15 protein-coding genes and 3 riboswitches are annotated in these 21,254 nt (G+C 67.8%); of the genes, 6 read left to right on the top strand and 9 right to left on the bottom strand.

The genetic code is table 11. The annotated features are described in order from the left end of the window. Positions 1–32 precede the first annotated feature (32 nt). On the bottom strand, positions 33–1,076 hold the full coding sequence (locus WKC72_RS08310) for a YihY/virulence factor BrkB family protein (protein WP_370182277.1): 1,044 nt from the start codon (positions 1,074–1,076) through the stop codon (positions 33–35). 42 nt (positions 1,077–1,118) lie between these two features. Next, on the bottom strand, positions 1,119–3,524 hold the full coding sequence (locus tag WKC72_RS08305; protein ID WP_370182276.1) for a response regulator: 2,406 nt from the start codon (positions 3,522–3,524) through the stop codon (positions 1,119–1,121). 198 nt (positions 3,525–3,722) lie between these two features. Between WKC72_RS08305 and WKC72_RS08300 the strand changes: the two genes are divergently transcribed. Continuing rightward, positions 3,723–5,069, top strand: coding sequence for an MFS transporter (locus WKC72_RS08300; protein WP_370182275.1), 1,347 nt, complete (start codon positions 3,723–3,725; stop codon positions 5,067–5,069). A gap of 69 nt (positions 5,070–5,138) precedes the next feature. On the opposite strand, the gene WKC72_RS08295 is transcribed toward WKC72_RS08300, so the two are convergent. From WKC72_RS08295 to lipA, 5 genes are all read right to left on the bottom strand, one after another. Further along, positions 5,139–6,362: an amidohydrolase gene (locus WKC72_RS08295; RefSeq protein WP_370182273.1), complete on the bottom strand. Its 1,224-nt coding sequence runs from the start codon at positions 6,360–6,362 to the stop codon at positions 5,139–5,141. Positions 6,363–6,413: 51 nt separating this feature from the next. Beyond that, positions 6,414–7,151: a hypothetical protein gene (locus WKC72_RS08290; RefSeq protein WP_370182271.1), complete on the bottom strand. Its 738-nt coding sequence runs from the start codon at positions 7,149–7,151 to the stop codon at positions 6,414–6,416. A gap of 29 nt (positions 7,152–7,180) precedes the next feature. Continuing rightward, on the bottom strand, positions 7,181–7,873 hold the full coding sequence (locus tag WKC72_RS08285; RefSeq protein WP_235214634.1) for a DUF5058 family protein: 693 nt from the start codon (positions 7,871–7,873) through the stop codon (positions 7,181–7,183). A gap of 123 nt (positions 7,874–7,996) precedes the next feature. Further along, positions 7,997–8,097: riboswitch (glycine riboswitch) on the bottom strand. A gap of 3 nt (positions 8,098–8,100) precedes the next feature. Further along, a riboswitch (glycine riboswitch) is annotated at positions 8,101–8,192 on the bottom strand. Positions 8,193–8,395: 203 nt separating this feature from the next. Next, positions 8,396–9,769 carry a dihydrolipoyl dehydrogenase gene (lpdA, locus tag WKC72_RS08280; RefSeq protein ID WP_370182270.1) on the bottom strand — a complete coding sequence of 458 codons (1,374 nt, stop codon included), beginning with the start codon at positions 9,767–9,769 and terminating at the stop codon, positions 8,396–8,398. Positions 9,770–9,804: 35 nt separating this feature from the next. Continuing rightward, complete coding sequence (gene lipA / locus WKC72_RS08275) at positions 9,805–10,734, bottom strand: lipoyl synthase (RefSeq protein WP_370182269.1); 930 nt, start codon at positions 10,732–10,734, stop codon at positions 9,805–9,807. Positions 10,735–11,015: 281 nt separating this feature from the next. Beyond that, a riboswitch (glycine riboswitch) is annotated at positions 11,016–11,107 on the top strand. Between the two features lie 197 nt (positions 11,108–11,304). Here lipA and gcvP point away from each other — a divergent pair. From gcvP to WKC72_RS08250, 5 genes are read left to right on the top strand one after another with little or no spacing between them, the layout of a single operon-like run. Further along, positions 11,305–14,184 (top strand): aminomethyl-transferring glycine dehydrogenase, encoded by a 2,880-nt coding sequence (gene gcvP, locus WKC72_RS08270; protein ID WP_370184290.1) that lies wholly within the window; start codon positions 11,305–11,307, stop codon positions 14,182–14,184. Then, complete coding sequence (gcvT, locus tag WKC72_RS08265) at positions 14,181–15,296, top strand: glycine cleavage system aminomethyltransferase GcvT (RefSeq protein WP_370182268.1); 1,116 nt, start codon at positions 14,181–14,183, stop codon at positions 15,294–15,296. Before gcvP ends, gcvT begins: the two co-directional genes overlap by 4 nt. Before the next feature lie 34 nt (positions 15,297–15,330). Continuing rightward, positions 15,331–15,735 carry a glycine cleavage system protein GcvH gene (gene gcvH / locus WKC72_RS08260; protein WP_037239775.1) on the top strand — a complete coding sequence of 135 codons (405 nt, stop codon included), beginning with the start codon at positions 15,331–15,333 and terminating at the stop codon, positions 15,733–15,735. After that, positions 15,732–17,000 carry a serine hydroxymethyltransferase gene (gene glyA, locus WKC72_RS08255; RefSeq protein ID WP_370182267.1) on the top strand — a complete coding sequence of 423 codons (1,269 nt, stop codon included), beginning with the start codon at positions 15,732–15,734 and terminating at the stop codon, positions 16,998–17,000. Before gcvH ends, glyA begins: the two co-directional genes overlap by 4 nt. A 3-nt stretch (positions 17,001–17,003) precedes the next feature. Next, a complete protein-coding gene (locus tag WKC72_RS08250) occupies positions 17,004–18,386 on the top strand; it encodes an L-serine ammonia-lyase (RefSeq protein WP_370182266.1) in 1,383 nt (460 codons plus the stop codon). A 69-nt stretch (positions 18,387–18,455) separates the two neighbouring features. On the opposite strand, the gene WKC72_RS08245 is transcribed toward WKC72_RS08250, so the two are convergent. Both WKC72_RS08245 and WKC72_RS08240 read right to left on the bottom strand, forming a co-directional pair. Then, entirely contained in the window at positions 18,456–19,964 is a 1,509-nt protein-coding gene (locus tag WKC72_RS08245; RefSeq protein ID WP_370184288.1) for a carboxyl transferase domain-containing protein, read from the bottom strand. Then, on the bottom strand, positions 19,961–21,163 hold the full coding sequence (locus WKC72_RS08240; RefSeq protein WP_370182264.1) for a CaiB/BaiF CoA transferase family protein: 1,203 nt from the start codon (positions 21,161–21,163) through the stop codon (positions 19,961–19,963). Before WKC72_RS08240 ends, WKC72_RS08245 begins: the two co-directional genes overlap by 4 nt. Between the last annotated feature and the right edge of the window lie 91 nt (positions 21,164–21,254).

Below are 21,254 nucleotides of genomic sequence, written 5' to 3'. Positions count from 1 at the left end.
GTACTTGTTAACCGCCCGTGGTTAACAAGTACTCACGGGCCCGGAGGGCACTCACTCTCGCGTAGCGCCCTGCCCTCCTGCACGTACTGCTCGTACTTCTCGGCGTTCTTGTCGGAGGCCCGCGTATCGCGCGGCGGCAATTGCAGTTCGACCTCGGCCGGCATGCCGGCCTGCAGTTCCCGTCCGCGTTCGAGTTCGGCATCCAGTTCTGCGCCGAAGAGCAACGCCAGGTTGGTGATCCAGAGCCAGAGCAGGAACACGATCACGCCGGCCAGGGAGCCGTACGTCTTGTTGTAGCTGCCGAAGTTGGCGACGTACAGGCCGAACAGGACCGACGCGAGAATCCACGTCACGATGGCGAGGAACGCGCCGGCGCTGATCCAGCGGAACTTCGGTTGCTTCACGTTGGGCGTGACATAGTACAGGATGGCCACGGCTACCACGACGACGCCGAGGACGAACGGCCAGCGCGCGATGTTCCAGACGGTCAGGGCGGTGTCGCCGAATCCGATCGCGTCACCCACCGAGCACGCGACGGGACCGCTCAGGGCGAGCATCGCCGCAGCAGCGGCCACCAGAACCAGACCGACGATGGTGACGGCCAGCATCAGGGGCCGGAGCTTCCACACCGGACGCCCTTCCTCGACCTCGTACATGCGGTTCATGGCGCGTCCGAACGCCCCGATGTAGCCGGACGCCGACCACACCGCACCCAGCAGGCCGAGGACGAGGGCCATGCCCGCGGTCGGAGCCGCGACCAGTTGCGCGATGGGGTCACGCAACGTGTCCACGGCGGAGGACGGCCCGAGGTCGTCGACCATCTGCAGTACCGCATCGGTGGTGCGTTGCCCCTGACCGAACACCCCCAGCAGCGAGACCAGTGCCAGCAGCGCCGGGAACAGCGAGAGGACCGCGTAGTACGTCAGTGCGGCGGCCAGGTCGGTGCACTGATCGCGCGTGAACTCGTGCGCCGTCTTCCTGATGACGTACCACCAGGACGGTTTCGTCAGGTCCGCAGGCGAATCCGGCTTACTCGGATCGTCGGGGTCCGGTTCGGCGTGCTGATCGTCGTTCATCGGTCACGCCTACCCGGAACGCAGGTCGGGGAAACTGCGGCCTTATTCGCGGTCGGTGCCTGCGGTGAAGTTCGCGACGACCTCTGCCGCGATCTCCCGAAGTTTGACGTTGCGATTCTGCGAGTACGAGGCGAGCTTGTCGAAAGCGGTGTCGGCGTCGCACTGGAAGGCGGCCATGGTCAGCCCGACAGCTTGGCTGAGGGTTGTTCGCGTATCCAGCGCTTTGCGCAGTTGTTCCGTTTCGAGCTCACTGTCCGTGACCAAAGTTTCGCGAAGCCATGACATTTCGAGATGAACACGCACCCGCGCGACGAGTTCGCTCGGCTGAAAGGGCTTGACGATGTAGTCGTCGGCTCCGTGGTTCAGCCCGTCGATGGTCGACTCCGTTCCCGCGCGGGCCGTGAGCAGAATGACCGGCAGCCGTGCCGTCGACTGCTCCGATCGCAGCTCTCGGAGGAAGTCGATGCCGTCGCGACCGGGAAGCATGATGTCGCTGAGCACGAGATGCGGCGTGCGGGCGGCGACGTATTTCAGCGCGGACTCCGCGTCGGCGACGGCGTCGACGTCCCAGCCCTGCGCTCGCAGCAGTCGGGTGAGGTACGCCCGCAGGTCCGGGTGGTCTTCGACGACCAGGATGCGGCGGCGGTCCGCTCCGGATGCGTGCGATGCCGCGGCTTCGGCGGACGGTTCGCGCTGGTCGACGTCGCCGGAGGACGTCATCGCACCGATGGGTCGGTCGTGTGTGCGCGGGGTCACACCGTCCGGCGCCGGGATCCGCGGTACGCGGACGGTGAAGGTGCTGCCCCGGCCCGGTGCACTGTCGAGATCGACGGAACCGCCGAGCGCCGCGGCGAGATCGGCGACCAGGGAAAGCCCGATGCCGACGCCGCCACTGCCCGGCCCGCCCGCCTCGACGCGATGGAACCTGTGGAATACGCGTTCGCGTTCTTCGGCGGGAATTCCCACACCCGTGTCGGTCACGCTCAGCACCAGCCGGTCGGCGTCCTGACGGAGCGCGACGGACACGGATCCGGACCGGGTGTACTTGACCGCGTTCGACACGAGGTTCAGCACGATCTTCACCCACATCTCGCGGTCCAATTCGACCGGACCCGAGCCCTCGTCGATATCTGCCCGCAGTGCGAGGCCGGCCTGCACGGCGGCGGAATCGAACATGCTCACGCAGTCGGCCGTCAACCGGCCGACATCGGTCGGCTCCGCGCGGGGCCGAAGCTGACCGGCTTCCGCCTTGGACAGATCGAGCAGGTCGTCGACGAGCTGTTGCAGCCGGACCGCCGCCCGGTAGGCGGCCGCGATCGCGTCGCGCTGATCAGCGGGCGATTCATCGCCGGTCGGCTCGCGCAGTGTCTCGAGGGGTCCGAGCAACAGGGTCAGCGGGGTACGGAACTCGTGACTGACGTTCTGGAAGAACCGCGTCTTCGCCGCGTCGAGCTCCGCCAACGCAGCGGCGCGGTCCCGTTCGAATTCGTAGGCCAGAGCGTCCGAGATCAGGGTCGACACCTTCGCCGTGACCAACTCGGCGAAGCCCCGATACGCGTCGTCGAACGCGCGATACGGACTGATCCCGAGCACCAGCACGCCCACCGGCTCCGCGTGACCCGTCACGATCAACGGGCACAGCCGCACCTCCGTCACCGCCTTGGTCGCCACCGGCTGGGTGACGTCGGTCGCCGGGATCCGGGCGGGCCTGAACTCGCCGTCGTCGTCCACCCCGGCGGCACCGACGAGCACGAGGTCCTCGGCAGCGTCGTCCCCGGGACCGCCGACGACCTCGCGGCGGAGATAGATCGCCGCCAGCGGGACGTCTTGTCCGCTGGCGCCGAGTACCCGCACGACCGCACGGCAGGCATCGACCAGCGGATCGTCGCCGCCCGCGGTGGATACCGTGCCCAGTTGCCGCAGAGTCTCCAGTCGACGCTCCCCGAGCACGCTCGCGGTCACGTCGGTCGTCGCCACGAAGACCCCGGCGACGTTCCCGTCCTCGTCCTGCACCGGACTGTAGGAGAACGTCCAGTACGTCTCCTCGAGGTACCCGTGCCGCAGCATGTACAGCGGCTGATTCTCCGTGTAGGTGGATGCGCCGCCCGCCATCACCTGCTCGGCGAGCGGTCCCACCTCGTCCCAGATCTCCGCCCAGCACTGCGCCCCGGGTTCACCGATCGCGGCCGGGTACTTGGCGCCGAGGACCCGGGTGTACGCCTCGTTGAAGATCTGCACGAGCTCAGGCCCCCACCAGAGCAACATCGGGACCTCGGAGGGCAGCACGGTTCGCACTGCCGCCCGCAACTCGACAGACCACGTCTCGACGGGCCCCAGCGGCGTGGCCGCCCAATCGGTGCGGCGTAGCCGCTCCCGCGTCTCGCCCGGCCCGGCGAACAACCGTTCCGCCGGCCAGGAATTACCGAAACCCGAGCCAGTCACATCCATGGACCTTTCCGCCCACTGCCGGTCGCCCGGACCCTTCCAGTTGTCAACAGGGAAATGATGGCCCAGCACCGCGTCCGACCGCCACTTCTCGTATTCCGACATTCGGAAGCGAAGTTGGAAACGAGTGACCTGTCCGCCACGGTAGGTGAGTCGTGAGCCACATCACAGCCCACCTCTGAGGAAGAGCAGGTCCAGCGCATGCAATTCGACCTACGCGAACGCATCGACAGCAGCCCGATGACGCGTTACCAATGGGGCGCCATCGCCATCTGCGGTCTACTCAACGTGCTCGACGGCTTCGACGTCCTCGTCATGGCGTTCACCGCACAGTCGGTGTCGCAGGAGTGGGATCTGTCCGGGTCGGTCGTCGGCCTCCTGCTCAGCGCCGGACTGTTCGGCATGGCCGCGGGGTCGCTGTTCCTGGCGCCGTGGGCTGACACCATCGGCCGCCGCGCCATGATCCTGCTGTGCCTGGCACTCGCGTCGACGGGCATGCTGCTGTCCGCGGTCAGCCAGAACGCGATGCAACTCGGACTGCTCCGCGCCCTCACCGGCGTCGGCATCGGCGGAATCCTCGCCAGCAGCAACGTCATCGCCAGTGAGTACGCGTCGAACCGCTGGCGCGGGCTCGCGGTGAGCCTCAATTCCACCGGTTACGCCGTCGGCGCCACCCTCGGCGGAATCATTGCCGTCGTCCTGCAGAACTCGCTCGGCTGGCGCTCGGTGTTCCTGTTCGGCGGACTGTGCACGGCGGCGATCATCCCCGTCGTCTACGCCCGGCTCCCGGAATCGATCGACTTCCTGCTCGTCCGGCGACCGGCCAACGCCCTCGACCGGATCAACGCGTTCGCCCAGCGGGCCGGTCAGCCGCGACTCGACGAGCTGCCCGCACCGCGTGCCGCCGGCACCGCCGACGCCGGTTTCGCGATGCGCGTCCTGCTGTCCCCGCAGCGACGCCGCAGCACACTCCTGGTGTGGTTCGCGTTCTTCATGGCGATGTTCGGGTTCTACTTCGTCACCAGTTGGACCCCGAAACTGCTGGTCGAGGCGGGCATGTCCGCGAACCAGGGCGTCACCGGCGGAGTGCTCCTCAACCTCGGCGGCGTCTTCGGCGCCACCCTGCTCGGGGCGCTGTCCGCACGCTTCGCCCTGAAGCGCGTGCTCATCGCCTACATGGCGATCGCGGGTGTGCTGCTCGTCGTCTTCGTCCCTGCCACCGCGTCCATCGTCATCGCGTTCGGACTCGGCGCCCTGATCGGCGTCTTCGCCAACGGCTGCATCGCCGGGCTGTACGCGCTCACGCCGTCGGTCTACTCGCCTGCCGTCCGGGCCACCGGCGTCGGCTGGGGAATCGGCATCGGCCGCGTCGGCGCCATCGCGTCGCCGATCGTCGCGGGCGCCCTACTCGACCGCGACTGGTCGCCCACCCAGCTGTACATCCTCGTGGCCGCGTCCTTCGTTCTCGCCGGACTCGCCGTGTCGCGGTTGCGTTTCGAGAAGACCGGCGTGGTCGCCACCGCGGACGCACCGCTGACCACCCACTGAGGCGGCTCCGCCGCCCGTGAGTGGTTAACGAGTGCAGAGACTCGTCAACCACTCACGGGCCCGGAGGGCCTAGATCCCGACCTTCGACAGGATCGCCGTCATCGCCGCCCGGACGCCGGTGGACAGGGTGGGCTCCGCGACGGGCGCGAAGAACGGTGAGTGGTTCACCGGCACAGGCATTCCGCTCTCGAGCGTGTCGGTGGTGTGACCGCCGAACATCCAGAACACCGACGGCACGCCGATCACCTCGGCGAGCAGGCCGAAGTCTTCCGAACCCATCATCGGCGACGACGGCGTGACGTTGTTCTCGCCCAGCACCTTCCGCAGCTCGGCGACGAGATCGGCGGTGGCGTCGGGATCGTTGTAGTTGCGCGGGAACGTGTACAGCTCCTCGATCAGCGGCTTCGGTGCCCCGGACGCGTCGGCCTCGGCGTAGATGATGCGGCGCAGCGCGGCGTTGACCTGCTCACGGACCTCGGGGTCGAGGGTGCGCACGTTGATCGTGAACTCGGCCCGGTCCGCGATGATGTTCTCCTTCAGCCCGGCATGGAACGTCGCGACCGTGACGACCGCCGGCTTCAGGGGGTGCACTTCGCGGGACACGATGGTCTGGATTCGGTTGATCATGTTGACGCCCTGGATGATCGGGTCGATCGAATCCTGGGGCTGGGAGCCGTGTGAGCCCTGGCCGTAGACGGTGACCTTCAACGAATCGGCCATGGCCATCGCGTCGCCACTCGTGACGTGCACGGTGCCGGCCAGCATCGGCCCGACGTGCTGCCCGAAGACGATTTCCGGCTTGGGTGCCCGATCCCACAGGCCGTCCTCGATCATCGCCCTGGCGCCGGCCGCCGTTTCCTCGCCCGGTTGGAAGAGGAACACGATCGTTCCGGCCCAGGCCTCCCGCGCACCGGCGAGCAATTCGGCGACGGTGAGCAGGGTGGCGACGTGCGTGTCGTGACCGCAGCCGTGCATCACGGGCACCTCGGTGCCGTCGTCGAGGTGTCCGGTGGCCGTGCTGGCGTAGTCGACGCCGGTGTCCTCCGCGATCGGCAGCCCATCCGAATCGGCGCGGAACGCCACCGTGGGGCCCTCGCCGTTGGTCAGGACACCGACCACTCCGGTGCCGCCGCAGACGAACGTGTCGATCCCCAGGGCGACGAGGGAACTCTGGATCAGCTCGGCGGTCTTGTGTTCCTGCATCGACAGTTCCGGGTTCGCATGCAGGTGGCGGTAGAGGTCGTGCATCTTCGTCCGCAGCTCGTCGGTGAGCGCGATCGGCAGGTCGGTCATGGAGCCTACTTTCGAATCAGGTGAAGGTGACGTATCTCCGCGCATCGATTCTTACTCGATGGTCGCGAGCGCGGCAGGGCTCTGGTCGTTCTTGTTCCTGAGGAACCAGGCGAGGACCGCCGTCACGATCACCGCGATGGCGGTGGACGACAGCGCGAGGCTCGGCATCGCCGGAACCACGACGAACGTGATGATCGCGGCCACCAGCAGCGCGACCACCGTGGCCCGGGGCTGCTTCATCGACACGATCGCCTGCACGAGGACCGCCCCCAGGACCGAGGGAAGGATGTAGGAACGGGTGACGGTCACGATGTCGGCGGGAATCACACTGATCAGCCAGGTGCCGAGCAGCCCGACGAACACGGCCAGGGACACGAGGTGCACCATCGCGGCACCGCAGATCGCCAGGACCGCAGCCAGTTCGGCCCGCTTGGATCCGGGTTTGGCTCCGATGTTCGTCTGCGCGATCAGCGCGGCGGGCAACAGCTTGTTCGCGATGTTGCCGATCATGAACGCCTGGTACATCGCGGCCGGACCGAGGATGGGGAAATAGGTCAGGGGTTCGACCAGCCAGATGATGAAGAAGGTCCCGGCCACCGCGGCAAACGCGGTCCACAACTGGCCCGCCGTGACGTCCACCTCACCCGAGAACACCAGGTACAGAGGCGCACCGATCGACAGGAGCAACCCGGCGATCATCGTGATACGACCCCAGCGGGATGTCGTCTTGTCGAATTCGGCGAGTTCACGCGCGCCGGTGGACACTGTTACGGCTTCGTCGGTAGTCATCGAAAAGTCCTTTCCGTGCGAGTCGTGAATCAGGAGGTGACCAGGTAGGTGACGGTGAGGGCGACGAGGATCGAAATGCCCAGTCCCCATTCGCGGAGCCAGCTCTTGCCGAACGTGCGGGCGACGAAGAGGCAGATCCCCATCGCGACTGCGGAGGCGGCGAACGCGACGATGTGGTAGCTGGACTTCGTCAGTTCCTGAAAGCCCAGCGATGCGAACGCGCCGATCAGAGCGGCTGAGGGGACGACCGCCATCAACGCCGGATTCACCGTGCGGATCTTCGCGTCGCCCCGCTTGAGCAGTGGAGTGAGGATGAGCGCGGACAGCATCCACATCACGCCGCCGATGCTCATGGCGAAGAAGGCGACGACGAACACGTTCTGGGTGTACGTGTCGGCGCCGAGTTTCGCGCCCATGGAGTCGGCGGCGATGCTGGCCGCGGACACGTCGTACGCGGCGGAGCCGATCAAGCCGATGCGGGCCAGCACCGCGGGCGTGCCGAAGAGAGCGAGGAGGGCGATCGCGACGAGGCAGACCGCCAGGGACGGTCCGATCGCCGAGACGGCGCCGGAGCGGAACGAGACTTTCATGTCTTCCGGCGACATGTCCGCGACGGGTGCCACCTTGCGGACCGCGGTCATGTAGATCGCCGACTGCACGACGATGACGACGAAGATGCCGGCAACGGCCACCCAGAGAACAGGTGAGTTGGCGACAGCCATGATGTTCGTGGATGTCCCACTAGCAGTCACATTCATGGATCTCCCAGGGAGAGTGAGTAACCGGTGAACCGATTGCTCGAGCGATGTGAGGGTGATCCGGTGGATCACCTCGGCTGACACCCGCTCTGTTCCGTAACCTGAGAGTTTGGAGACACACTCGTGGGAGTGGTCATCGTGCCCCGTCGGTGAGCGTGCCGTTACAGGCGACACGCTGCTCTCCAGAGTTCCCGACCCTGACTGTCCTGGTGCCTGAGAGTTTGTGGGTACTTGCTCCTTCGGCGCCCGGGACGCGGTCCCGGAACTCTCCAGCCAGGTTCATAGGGAGAAACCATCGAGATGGTTCCGAATCGAACTGACTCGGGACGTACTGTTCCGCAGACGTATTACGAAAGCATGACTTCACCGTTCCGGCGTGTTAACTCGACAGTTCCTGGTCGGAAATCGCCAGTGCGCGTTCGCATGCCGAACACCCCATGTGAGTGGCAAAGCGTGCGCCAGCACACTTTGCCACTCACATGGGGGTCAGACGTGGACGTGGAGCGGTTTGCCGGCCACCGCCATCAGCGCCTCACCGAGCGCCTCGCCCTGTGTGGGGTGGGCGTGGACGAACTTCGCCGCCTGCGCGGCGTCGACCTGGAAGTTGTAGAGCAGCTGCGCCTCACCGATCAGCTCGCCGACTCGGTCGCCGACCATGTGCACGCCGACGACCACCCCGGTCGGCGCCACCACGAGCTTGACCGCCCCCGACGTCTTCAGGATCTGGCTCTTGCCGTTACCGGCGAGGTCGTAGGTGACGGTCTCGACCTTGTCGCCGAACTTCTCCCGGGCCGCGGTCTCGGTCAACCCGACGGACGCGACCTCGGGGTGGGAGTAGGTGACCCGCGGAATGCCGGTCTCGTCGATGGGGTCGGGGCGCTGCCCGGCGATCTCCTCGGCCACGAAGATGCCCTGCTGGAAGCCGCGGTGGGCCAGTTGGAGACCGGGGACGATGTCGCCGACCGCGAAGACGTTCGGGACCGTGGTGCGCAGTCGGTCACTGGTCACCACGAAGCCTTTGTCGAGCATCACACCGGTCTCCTCGTACCCCATGGATGCGGTGTTGGGTCCTCGCCCCACCGCGACCAGCACGACGTCGGCGTCGAGCACGTCGCCGGAGTCGAGCGTGACGGACACTGCATTCTCGTCCTGCGTCACCTCGGTCACCCGCACACCTGTCTTCGCGGTGATCTTGCGACGACGGAATGCGCGCTCGAGGTACTTGGAGATCGTCTCGTCCTCGTTCGGCACCAGCCGCGGCATCGCCTCGACGATCGTCACGGACGCACCGAACGACGACCAGACACTGGCGAATTCGACGCCGATGACACCGCCGCCCAGGATGATCGCCTTCTCGGGGACCGAGGGCAGCACGAGCGCCTGATCACTGGTGACGACCCGGCCGCCGATGCTGATGCCGGGCAGCGTCTTCGGCGACGACCCCGTTGCCAGGACGACGGCGCCGCCCGTGATCAACTCGCCGTCGACCTCCACTCCGTTGGGTCCGACCAACCGTCCACGGCCGTTGACGACGGTGATGCCGTACGCGTCGATGAGGCCCTGCAGTCCCTTGTGCAGTCGGGTGACGATGGTGTTCTTGTAGCTCAGCACCTTCTCGAGGTCGACACCGCCGAACGTGACGTCGACACCGAACTGCGAGGCGGTGCGGGCACTGTCCGCGACCTCGGCGGAGTGCAGCAGCGCCTTCGTCGGAATGCACCCCTGATGCAGGCACGTGCCGCCGAGTTCGTTCTCCTCGATGAGAATGACCGAACGGCCCAGTTCGGCCGAGCGGATGGCGGCCGCGTAGCCGCCGGAACCGCCGCCGAGGATGACGACATCTGCAGATCGGGTGGACATGGGAACTCCTTGCTGGAACGGACGAGAAAGGGGATTCAGTGAACGGCGTTCGCGGCGACGGCCTCCGCGTGCAGGCGGCCGGCCCGGTAGGAGGAGCGCACGAGCGGACCGGACAGGACGCCGAGGAATCCGATCTCACGGGCGATCTCGTCGAGCATGACGAACTCCTCCGGTTTCGCCCACCGCTCCACCGGGTGGTGCCGGGCCGACGGCCGCAGATACTGCGTGATCGTGATCAACTGGCAGCCGGCGGTGTGGAGGTCCCGAAGTGCCTCGATCACCTCGTCGGTGGTCTCCCCCATCCCGAGGATGAGGTTCGACTTGGTGATCAGGCCGTCCTCCCGAGCCCGCGCGATCACCTCGAGGGAACGCTCGTAGGTGAACGCAGGCCGGATACGACGGAATATCCGGGGAACGGTCTCCACATTGTGCGCCAGTACTTCCGGGCGGGTGCCGAACACCTCGCGTAGCTGCGCGGCGTCGGCAGTGAAATCGGGGATCAGCAGTTCGACGCCGGTACCCGGGCACAAGTCGTGAATTTGCCGCACCGTCTCGGCGTACAGCCAGGCGCCGCCGTCCGGCAGATCATCGCGGGCCACGCCCGTGACGGTGGCGTATCGAAGGCCCATGGTCTGTACCGACTCCGCGACCCTCCTGGGCTCTCCCCGATCGAGTGCGGCGGGACGGCCGGTGTCGATCTGGCAGAAGTCGCACCGCCGGGTGCACTGGCTTCCGCCGATGAGGAACGTCGCCTCACGGTCCTCCCAGCATTCGAAGATGTTGGGACACCCGGCCTCCTGGCACACGGTGTGCAGGTTCTCGCGTTCGACGAGGGCTGCGAGTTCCCGGTATTCGGGGCCCGTCCGCATCTGCACCTTCATCCACGACGGTTTGCGTTCGACCGGGGTCTTTGCGTTGCGGACTTCGAGGCGGAGCAGTCGGCGGCCGTCAGGGACTGCAGTCATGTGAACTCCTAGGACCGGTCGAAACCGGTCGGTATGCGACGTCGGGCCCGCGCGGTGGACAGCGCGGCACCGGGAAGGGTGAGCGGGGAGAGCGAGCACACATCGACAACCGTTGCGGCTGCAAGCATCTGGGCTCTGGTCGCCCGGCGTGTGCGGTCACGTCGGAGCGAAGATGCATCGAGGATGCCAAACGACGTGGACTTTTGGCAAGACCGTCGGTCCGAGGAGACAAACCCGGGGCTCCTGTGTACTGTTTGGCCAATCACAACTGAAGACGCCGTTGACGCGCAGCGGGAGAACCTCCGTCTCGGAGGCGCCGTAGGAGCAACTTCCTCCCCGGGAATCTCTCAGGCCCCAGTACCGCAGCGCAGAGGCAACTCTGGAGAAAGCGTCGGCCGTACGGCCGGAACTTACCGAAGGTGAAGAGCACGCCGCAGTTGCGGTGCGCCCAAACTCTCAGGTTTCAGGACAGAGCGGGGAGGTGCCCCCTTGTCGATGTCCGGTGCGGTCCGGACTCAACGAAACCGGAGTCACCTCGTGCCAGCAGAAACCCGCACCGCCACTCATGGCGTGCCCCTCACCAGCGACTTTCCCTCGCGCCACATCGGCCCGGACGCCGACGCGTCCCGGCGCATGCTCGGCACCCTCGGCTACGACACCCTGGCGAACCTGATCGACAGCGCGGTGCCGGAGCAGATCCGAAGCTCACAGCCCCTGAGTCTGCCCGCGGGGCGGTCCGAGCAGCAGGTGCTCGCCGATCTGCGGGCCCTGTCGGAGCGCAACGAGACCCGCGTCCAGATGATCGGTCTCGGATACTCCGACACCGTCACGCCCGCGGTGTTGCGGCGGAACATCCTGGAGTCCCCGGCCTGGTACACGGCCTACACCCCGTACCAGCCGGAGATCTCCCAGGGCCGGCTGGAGGCGCTGCTGACGTTCCAGACCGTCATCGAGGATCTCACCGCGCTTCCCCTGGCCGGCGCCTCGCTGCTCGACGAGGCAACCGCCGTGATGGAGGCGGTGCTGCTGATGCGGCGCGCGAACAAGCCGAAGGCCGCCACCAACCGCGTCGTCCTCGACGCGGACTGCCTGCCGCAGACCCTGGCCGTCGTCCGGGGACGAGCGAAGGCGGTGGGCATCGAGGTGGTGGTCGCGGACCTGTCCGGGGAACTGCCCGACGGTGACATGTTCGGGGTGGTCTTCCAGGCGCCCGGGGCGAGCGGCGCGGTGCGCGACCTGGCTGCGATGATCGCCGCGGCGAAGGCGCGTGGTGCGTTGACCACCGTCGCGGCGGATCTGCTGTCGCTGACGATCCTGACGCCGCCCGGCGAGCAGGGCGCAGACATCGCGGTCGGGTCGGCGCAGCGTTTCGGTGTGCCCCTGTTCTTCGGCGGACCGCACGCCGGCTACATGGCCGTGCGCGGCGGACTCGAGCGCATGCTGCCCGGCCGCCTCGTCGGAGTATCCGTCGACGTCGACGGGAAGACCGCCTACCGGCTGGCGCTGCAGACCCGCGAACAGCACATCCGGCGTGACAAGGCAACCAGCAACATCTGCACGGCGCAGGCATTGCTCGCCAACGTCGCCGCGATGTACGCCGCATACCACGGCCCGGAAGGGTTGCGCGCCATCGCGAACCAGGTGCACGCCCACGCGACGACCATCGCCGGCAGCCTCCGCGCCGCCGGTCACACGATCGTCCACGACACCTTCTTCGACACGGTTCTCGTGCGGGTCCCGGCGGGCGCCGAGACGATCGTGGCACTCGCCGATCGCGACGGGATCAACCTCCGTCTCGTCGACGCCGACCACGTCGCGATCGCCTGCGACGAGTGCACGACCGACGACATCGTGCGGCGGGTGGTCGCCGTGTTCGGCGCACTGCCGACGACCGTCGCGGTGCCCGAACTGCCGTCGGCACTTGCCCGGACGTCGGACTACCTGCAGCACGGCGTGTTCCACAGTCACCGGTCCGAGACGGCGATGCTGCGCTTCCTGCGCACCCTGTCGGACAAGGACCTCGCGCTCGACCGCACCATGATCCCGCTCGGATCGTGCACCATGAAACTGAACTCCGCCGTCGAGATGGAGCCGATCAGCTGGCCCGGCTTCGCGTCCATCCACCCGTACGCCCCGGCTGCACAGACGGCCGGCTACCTCGAACTCGTGGCCGACCTGGAACGGTGGCTCGGTGAGATCACCGGCTACGACCGGGTGTCGTTGCAGCCCAATGCCGGATCACAGGGTGAGCTGGCCGGTCTGCTCGCGATCCACGGCTATCACGAGTCCCGCGGCGAACTCGGCCGCAACGTCTGCCTCATCCCCCAATCCGCGCACGGAACCAACGCCGCGTCCGCGGTTCTCGCGGGCATGAAGGTCGTCGTCGTCGCGACCGCGGAGAACGGCAACATCGACTTGGGCGACCTGCGCGCGAAGATCGCGGCACACGAGGGTGCGGTGGCCGCCATCATGCTGACCTACCCGTCCACGCACGGCGTGTACGAGAACGACGTGCGGACGGTCTGCGATCTGGTGCACGAGGCCGGCGGGCAGGTGTACGTCGACGGCGCGAACCTCAATGCGCTGGTCGGTCTCGCGCAACCCGGCAAGTTCGGCGGCGACGTCTCACACCTGAACCTGCACAAGACGTTCTGCATCCCGCACGGCGGCGGCGGACCCGGTGTCGGGCCCGTCGCGGTGCGCGAGCATCTGGCGCCCTTCCTGCCGGGAAATCCGCTGGGCGGCGACGACCTCGGCACCCCGGTATCGGCGGCCAACTACGGATCGGCGGGCATCCTGCCCATCACCTGGGCCTATCTCGCACTGATGGGGCCGGACGGGCTGACGAGCGCCACCGAAACCGCGGTGCTCGCAGCCAATTACGTTGCCAGGTCACTGGACCCGCACTTCCCCGTGCTCTACACCGGACCGTCCGGCCTGGTGGCGCACGAGTGCATCCTCGACCTCCGGCCCGTCACCAAGGCGACCGGAGTCACCGCCGAGGACGTCGCAAAGAGGCTGATCGACTACGGCTTCCATGCACCCACCCTGTCGTTCCCCGTCAACGGCACGCTGATGGTGGAGCCGACCGAGTCCGAGGACCTGGCCGAACTCGACCGCTTCATCGAGGCGATGGTCTCCATCCGCCGCGAGATCGACCTGGTCGGTGACGGCGTGTGGCCACTCGAACGCAGCCCACTGCGACAGGCCCCGCACACCGCCGAACAGGTGACCGCCGACAACTGGGACCTGCCCTACCCGCGCCACCTCGCCGCCTACCCCGTCGCGTCGCTCCGCGCCGCCAAGTACTGGCCCCCGGTGCGCCGCATCGACGGCGTCCACGGCGACCGCAACCTCGTCTGCTCGTGCCCGGCGCCCGAGGCCTTCGAGAACACCACCGACATTGACACTTCGGCCATCGCCGAGACCCCCGAGGAGGCCTTCGCATGACCCTCACCACGACGCCCACCTCCCCGCTGCTCGGCGAGCACGGCGCCCTCGGCGCCCATTTCACCGATTTCGCCGGCTGGCAGATGCCGCTGAAGTACGACAGCGAACTCGCCGAACACCACGCAGTCCGGACCGCGGCGGGGCTGTTCGACCTCTCGCACATGGGCGAGATCGCCGTCACCGGACCCGAGTCCGGAGCGGTCCTGGATTACGCTCTGGCCGGCGAACTCTCGAAGATCGGTGTCGGCAGGGCCAAGTACTCCCTCCTGTGCAATGCGGACGGCGGAGTCATCGACGATCTCGTCGTCTACCGTCTCGCCAACGAGCATTTCCTCGTGGTCGCCAATGCGGCCAACGCGCCGACGGTGCACCGCGAACTGGCGGCACGCGTCGAGGGCTTCTCCGCGAACGTCGACGATCAATCCTCGGAGACCGCGCTGATCGCGGTGCAGGGCCCGGCCGCCCAGGACATCGTGCAGTCCCTGGTTCCCGCTCAGCAGGTCGAGGCGGTGGCGGAATTGAAGTACTACGCCGTCACGCGCGCGGTGGTCGCCGGCATCGACGTCCTCCTCGCCCGCACCGGGTACACCGGGGAGGACGGCTTCGAACTCTATGTTCCCAACGACCAGTCCGTGCAGTTGTGGCGCGCACTGCTCGACGCCACCACGGCCCGCGGGGGCGTCCCCGCCGGCCTCGCCTGCCGCGACACCCTCCGCCTCGAGGCCGGAATGGCGTTGTACGGCCACGAACTGACCCTCGACACGAATCCGTACGAGGCCGGGCTCGGCAAGGTGGTCCGGCTGAACAAGGACTTCGTCGGCCGCGATGCCCTGCAGACGTTGTCGGATCAGGCGCCGCAGCGGGTGCTGGTCGGCCTCGCGGGTACCGGCCGCCGGGCCGCCCGCGCCGACTACACCGTGTTGGACGCGGCCGGCGAGTCGGCGGTCGGCACCATCACGTCCGGGGCGTTGTCTCCGACGCTCGGCCATCCGATCGCGCTGGCGTTCGTGGACGTCGCGTTCCGCGAACCCGGTACCGAACTGACGGTGGACATTCGAGGCAAGAAGGAACCGTTCGTGGTCACCCCGTCGCCGTTCTACCGCCGCTCCTGAACCGTTCCCACTCAGCCCTGGAAGAGGTACCGCCATGTCTTCAGCAGCTTTCCCCGACGACCGCAGCTACACCGACGACCACGAGTGGGTCCTGATCGAGCCGGGCGCCACGCTCCCCGACGAGCCGGTCCGCGTCGGCATCACGTCGGTCGCCGTCAACTCGCTCGGCGAGCTCGTCTTCGTCGACCTGCCGGAGGTCGGGTCGACCATCGTCGCCGGTGAATCGTGTGGCGAGGTCGAATCCACGAAGACCGTGTCCGAGCTGTACCCACCGGTGAGCGGCCGGGTCACGCTGATCAACACCGCCGCCGTCGACGACCCGGGACTGGTCACCTCCGACCCCTACGGCGAGGGCTGGCTGTTCGCCGTCCAGCCGTCCGCCGCCGGCGAGCTCCTCACCGCGGCCGAGTACGCCGAGAAGAACGGCGTGCAGGCATGAGCGTCCTGAACCGCGACCTCGCGGATTTCGATCCGGACGTCGCCGCACTGATCGGCAAGGAGCTGGGGCGCCAGCGCACCGGCCTCGAGATGATCGCGTCGGAGAACCACGCACCCCTTTCGGTGATGCAGGCGCAGGGGTCCGTGCTCACCAACAAATACGCCGAGGGCTACCCCGGCAGGCGCTACTACGGCGGCTGCGAGCACGTCGACACCATCGAGCAGCTCGCCATCGACCGCGTCAAGGCACTGTTCGCCGCCGAATACGCCAACGTGCAACCGCATTCCGGTGCCACCGCGAATGCCTCGGTGATGCACGCGCTGATCAAACCCGGCGACACGATCCTCGGACTGTCCCTCGCCGACGGCGGTCACCTCACGCACGGCATGCGCCTCAACTTCTCCGGCAAGCTCTACAACGTCGCCGCCTACGGGGTGTCCGAGCAGGACTACCTCATCGACATGGACGAGGTGGCGAAGGCGGCGCGCGAGCACCGGCCACAACTGATCATCGCCGGCTGGTCGGCCTACCCGCGGCACCTGGACTTCGCCCGCTTCCGGGAAATCGCCGACGAGGTCGGCGCGTACCTGATGGTCGACATGGCTCACTTCGCGGGCCTGGTCGCCACCGGATTCCACCCGTCCCCCGTCCCGCACGCGCATGTCGTCACGTCGACGACGCACAAGACGCTCGGCGGACCCCGCGGCGGCATCATCCTGACCAACGACGCGGCCATCGCGAAGAAGATCAACTCCGCGGTGTTCCCCGGCCAGCAGGGCGGTCCGCTGGAACACGTGATCGCGGGCAAGGCAACGGCGTTCAAGATGGCGGCCGAACCCGAGTTCGCGGAGCGTCAGGAACGCTGCCTCGACGGCGCGAAGGTACTCGCCGAACGGCTCAGCCGACCCGACGTCAAGGAGTCCGGAATCAGCGTCCTCACCGGCGGCACGGACGTGCACCTCGTCCTCGTCGACCTGCGGGATGCCGCGATCGACGGGCAGCAGGCCGAGGACCGCCTCGACGCGATCGGAATCACCGTCAACCGCAACGCCGTTCCGTTCGATCCGCGGCCGCCGATGGTGACGTCCGGACTACGCATCGGCACCCCGGCACTCGCCGCCCGCGGCTTCGGCCGGGACGACTTCGCGACGGTCGCCGACCTGATCGCGCAGGCCCTCGTCGCGCCCGCCGACGCGGACACGTCCGGGTCGGCCGCCCAGGTCCGGGCACTCGCGGACAAGTACCCCCTCTATCCGGGTCTGTAAGTCGTGACGATCAGTGTGTTCGACCTGTTCTCGGTCGGTATCGGACCCTCGAGTTCGCATACGGTCGGGCCGATGCGGGCGGCGGGCACGTTCGTCGACGACCTCGACACACTCGGCCTCCTCGGGGACGTCGCCGGTGTCCGTGTCGATCTGTACGGATCGCTCGCGGCCACCGGCGCCGGGCACGGCACCATGTCGGCGATCCTCCTCGGCCTCGAGGGATATCGGCCGGAGACCATCGCCACCGAGGAGATGGAGACGCGGCTCGACGAGGTGCGGGCGAGTCGGCGGATCCGCCTCGACGGTGTAGTGGACATTCCGCTCGCCGAAGACGAGATGGTGCTGCACCCGTTGACGGTCCTGGACTTTCACCCCAACGGCATGACCCTCACCGCCACCGGCGTGCACGGCCGCAAACTGCATGCGCAGACGTACTTCTCGATCGGCGGCGGATTCGTCGTCACCGGCGCCGAACCGGAAGTCTCGGTCGGCGCAAGCTCGAATTCGCTGTCGTTCGGGTCCGCGCGCGAACTGCTCGACCTCAGCGAGCATTACGGTCTCTCGATCAGCGAGATCATGCTCGAGCACGAACGCACCCTCCGGCCCGAGCCGGAGGTCCGGGCGCGGCTACTGCACATCCGTGACGTGATGGTCGAGTGTCAGCAGCGCGGAATCGGCCGGGACGGGTACCTGCCCGGCAGTCTGCGGGTGCGCCGACGCGCCCGCGGCTGGTACGAGCGGCTGAACGTGGAGGATCCGGGTCGTGATCCCGCGTTTGCGGAGGACTGGGTGAACCTGGTGGCCCTCGCCGTCAACGAGGAGAATGCGTCCGGCGGACGGATCGTCACCGCCCCCACCAACGGCGCGGCCGGCATCATCCCGGCGGTGTTGCACTACGCGCTGCACTACACCCCCGCCGGGAAGGCGGATCCGGACGGCACGTCGGTGCGATTCCTGTTGGCGGCAGGCGCAATCGGATCCCTGTACAAGGAGCGGGCGTCGATCTCCGGGGCCGAGGTGGGCTGTCAGGGCGAGGTCGGGTCCGCGGCGTCCATGGCCGCCGCCGGACTCGCCGAGATCCTCGGCGGCACCCCCGAGCAGGTGGAGAACTCGGCGGAGATCGCGATGGAACACAGCCTCGGTCTCACGTGTGATCCCATCGGCGGCCTCGTGCAGATCCCGTGCATCGAGCGCAACGCCATCTCGGCGGGCAAGGCGATCAACGCCGCCCGGATGGCGCTGCGCGGCGACGGCACCCACCGTGTCAGTCTGGATCAGGTGATCGAGACGATGCGGGCCACCGGCGCCGACATGAGCTCGAAGTACAAGGAGACCTCCACCGGCGGTCTCGCCGTGAACGTGTCGGTCAACCTGGTCGAATGCTGACGTAAGTCTTTCGCGGACCAGGGGACGGGCGCGGTGCCGGGGATCCGATCGGGATCCCCGGCGCCGCGGTCACGCATGTGCGGGTTGCAACAGACCGATCCGGTCGAATCGCTCCGCACGGTCGGAGAGTCGTTGGGTGGTGTCGGCCGCATCGAGGACCGACAGCTCGCGGTGGAGCACCGCACCCACCCGGGTGCAGAACGCCGTGGATTCGTCTGCCGCATCGGGGAATTCGGGGATCACCTCGTCCACGATGCCGCTGGCGAGGAGATCGGACGACCGGATTCCCTGCCGGGCGGCCATGTCCGGAGCGTGCGCGATGTCGTGGTGCAGGATCGCGCTCGCGCCTTCGGGGGGCAGGGGTGACAGCCAGCCGTGCTGGGCCGCGAGCACCCGATCGGCCGGGATCAACGCGAGCGCGCCGCCGCCGGTGCCCTGCCCGAGCAGCAGGGAGATGGTGGGGACGTCGAGCGAGACCATGTCGGCGATGCAGCGCGCGATCTCGCCGGCGAGACCGCCTTCCTCCGCCTCCTTCGACAACGCCGCTCCCGCGGTGTCGATGACCGTCACCAACGGCAGGTTCAGTTCCGCCGCCAGCCGCATCCCCCGGCGTGCCTCCCGCAGCGCCCCCGGGCCGAGTGGCGACCGCGTGGTCTGCCCACGACGGTCCTGGCCGAGCAGGACGCACGGCATGTCACCGAACCGGACGAGGGCGAGGATGAGTCCCGGGTCGACCTCGCCCTGACCGGTTCCGTTGAGCGGAAGGACATCCGACGCGGAGTGGAACATCACCTCACGCACACCGGGCCGGTCCTCGCGGCGCGAGGCAACCACCGAATCCCACGCGGGGACGTCCGGCAGACTCGCGAGCACGGGGGTTTCGGCGAGCGGCGACCGGCAGGCACGGCTGGAGGTGATGATGCGCAGCGCGCGGTCGACGATCTCGGCGAGCTGGTCCGGTGGCCGCACCGCGTCGATGAGTCCGTGCGCGTGCAGATTCTCGGCGGTCTGGACACCCGCCGGGAACGGTGACTCGTACAGCGCCTCGAACACGCGCGGTCCGAGGAAGCCGACGAGCGCTCCCGGTTCCGCGATGGTGACGTGACCCAGCGATCCCCAGGACGCGAACACTCCGCCGGTCGTGGGGCTCCGGAGGTAGACGAGATACGGCAGATGGGCCTCCTTGTGTTTGATCACCGCCGCCGTGATCTTGACCATCTGCAGGAACGCGGTCGTCCCTTCCTGCATTCGCGTGCCACCCGACGTGGGCAGGGCGAGCAGCGGAAGGCGTTCGCGCGTGGCGCGGCGGATCGCGGCGACCAGACGCTCGCCCGCGGCCACACCGATGGAGCCGCCGAGAAAACCGAATTCGCAGACGAGGATTGCCGTTCGGCGGCCGCGGATGGTGGCCACCCCGGTCAGAACCGCCTCGTCGAGGCCGGTCTTCTCCTGTGCGCGAAGAAGTTCGTCGGCGTACTCGGTGTCCGCCGCGACCTGGATCGGGGGCGTGTCCCACGACTCCCAGGTGCCGGCGTCGACCACGAGGTCGAGCAGTTCGGGTGCGGTCAGGCGGGTCATCGGACCGACTCCCGCAGCAGCCATTCGGACACGGTGTCGTTGTCCGCGCCGAGCACCGGTGGTGCGGTGTGCTGGGTGCGGGTGACCTCGGTGCCGTCCGGTTCGAAGAACCGCAGCGGCGGGCCGGGCAGCGTGATGTTGCCGAGGGTGCGGTGGTCGACGTCGATCAGCAGCCCCTGGGACTTGGTCTGCTCCCATTCGTAGACTTCGGAGATCGTCCGGACGCGTCCCGCGGGCACCCCGATGCGGTCGAGTTCGACGAGAAGTTCGTCGCTGGTGTACGCACCGAACGCGTCCTCCACCAGTTCCAGGACCTGCTTGTGGTTCTCGACGCGCTCCGGGTTCGTGGCCATTCCGGGGGTGTCCGGATCGAGGTGGAAGCCCGCGCAGAACCTCTTCCACAGTCCCTCACTGCCGACCGAGATCTGGACGGCGCCGTCGGCGGTGCGAAACAGCCCGTACGGCGAGATCGACGGATGGTGGTTGCCCTGCGCCTCCCCGACCTCACCGGCGACGGTCCACTTCGTCCCCTGGAAGGCGTGCACCCCGACGACGCCGGCCAGCAACGACGTGCGCACGACGCGACCCCGACCGGTGCGCTCCCGTTCCTGCAGGGCGGCGACGACGCCGAACGCCCCGTACATGCCGGCGAGCAGATCCGCGATGGGCACGCCGACGCGCTGCACGTCGTCGGGATTGGGTCCCGTCAGCGACATCAGTCCGGCCTCGCCCTGCGCGATCTGGTCGTACCCCGCGCGTCCGCCCTCGGGTCCGTCGTGACCGAAACCGCTGATGGACAGGACCACCAGGCGCGGGTTCAGCTCCGCGAGACGTTCGGTGGTGAATCCCAGGCGGTCGAGGACGCCGGTGCGGAAGTTCTCCATGAGGACGTCGGCGCGCCGGACCAGGGCTTCGAGGGTGGCCCGTCCGTCGTCGGCCTTGAGGTCGAGGGTGATCGACTTCTTGTTCCGATTGGCGGACAGGAAGTACGTCGATTCCCGCTCCGCGTCAGCCGGGTTCACGAAGGGCGGCCCCCACCCGCGGGTGTCGTCGCCGCCGTGCGGGGTTTCGATCTTGATGACGTCCGCGCCGAGGTCGCCGAGCATCATCGCCGCGTGCGGGCCCGCGAGTGCGCGGGTCAGATCGACGACGACCAATCCTTGCAGCGGGCCTGTGCGCTCCATCGTTTTCGTGGACATGTGAAACCACCGTTACTTCCTGGCGAGAGCCGCGAGAGCTGGACTGTTGGTGCAGTGACCTAGTGGACTAGCCAATTAAATGAAACATCTG

The organism is Rhodococcus wratislaviensis, assembly GCF_041228765.1.
Lineage (GTDB): Bacteria > Actinomycetota > Actinomycetes > Mycobacteriales > Mycobacteriaceae > Rhodococcus_F > Rhodococcus_F wratislaviensis.
Note: the sequence above shows the minus strand (reverse complement) of the source record. Positions and strands in the feature narration are given on the sequence as shown.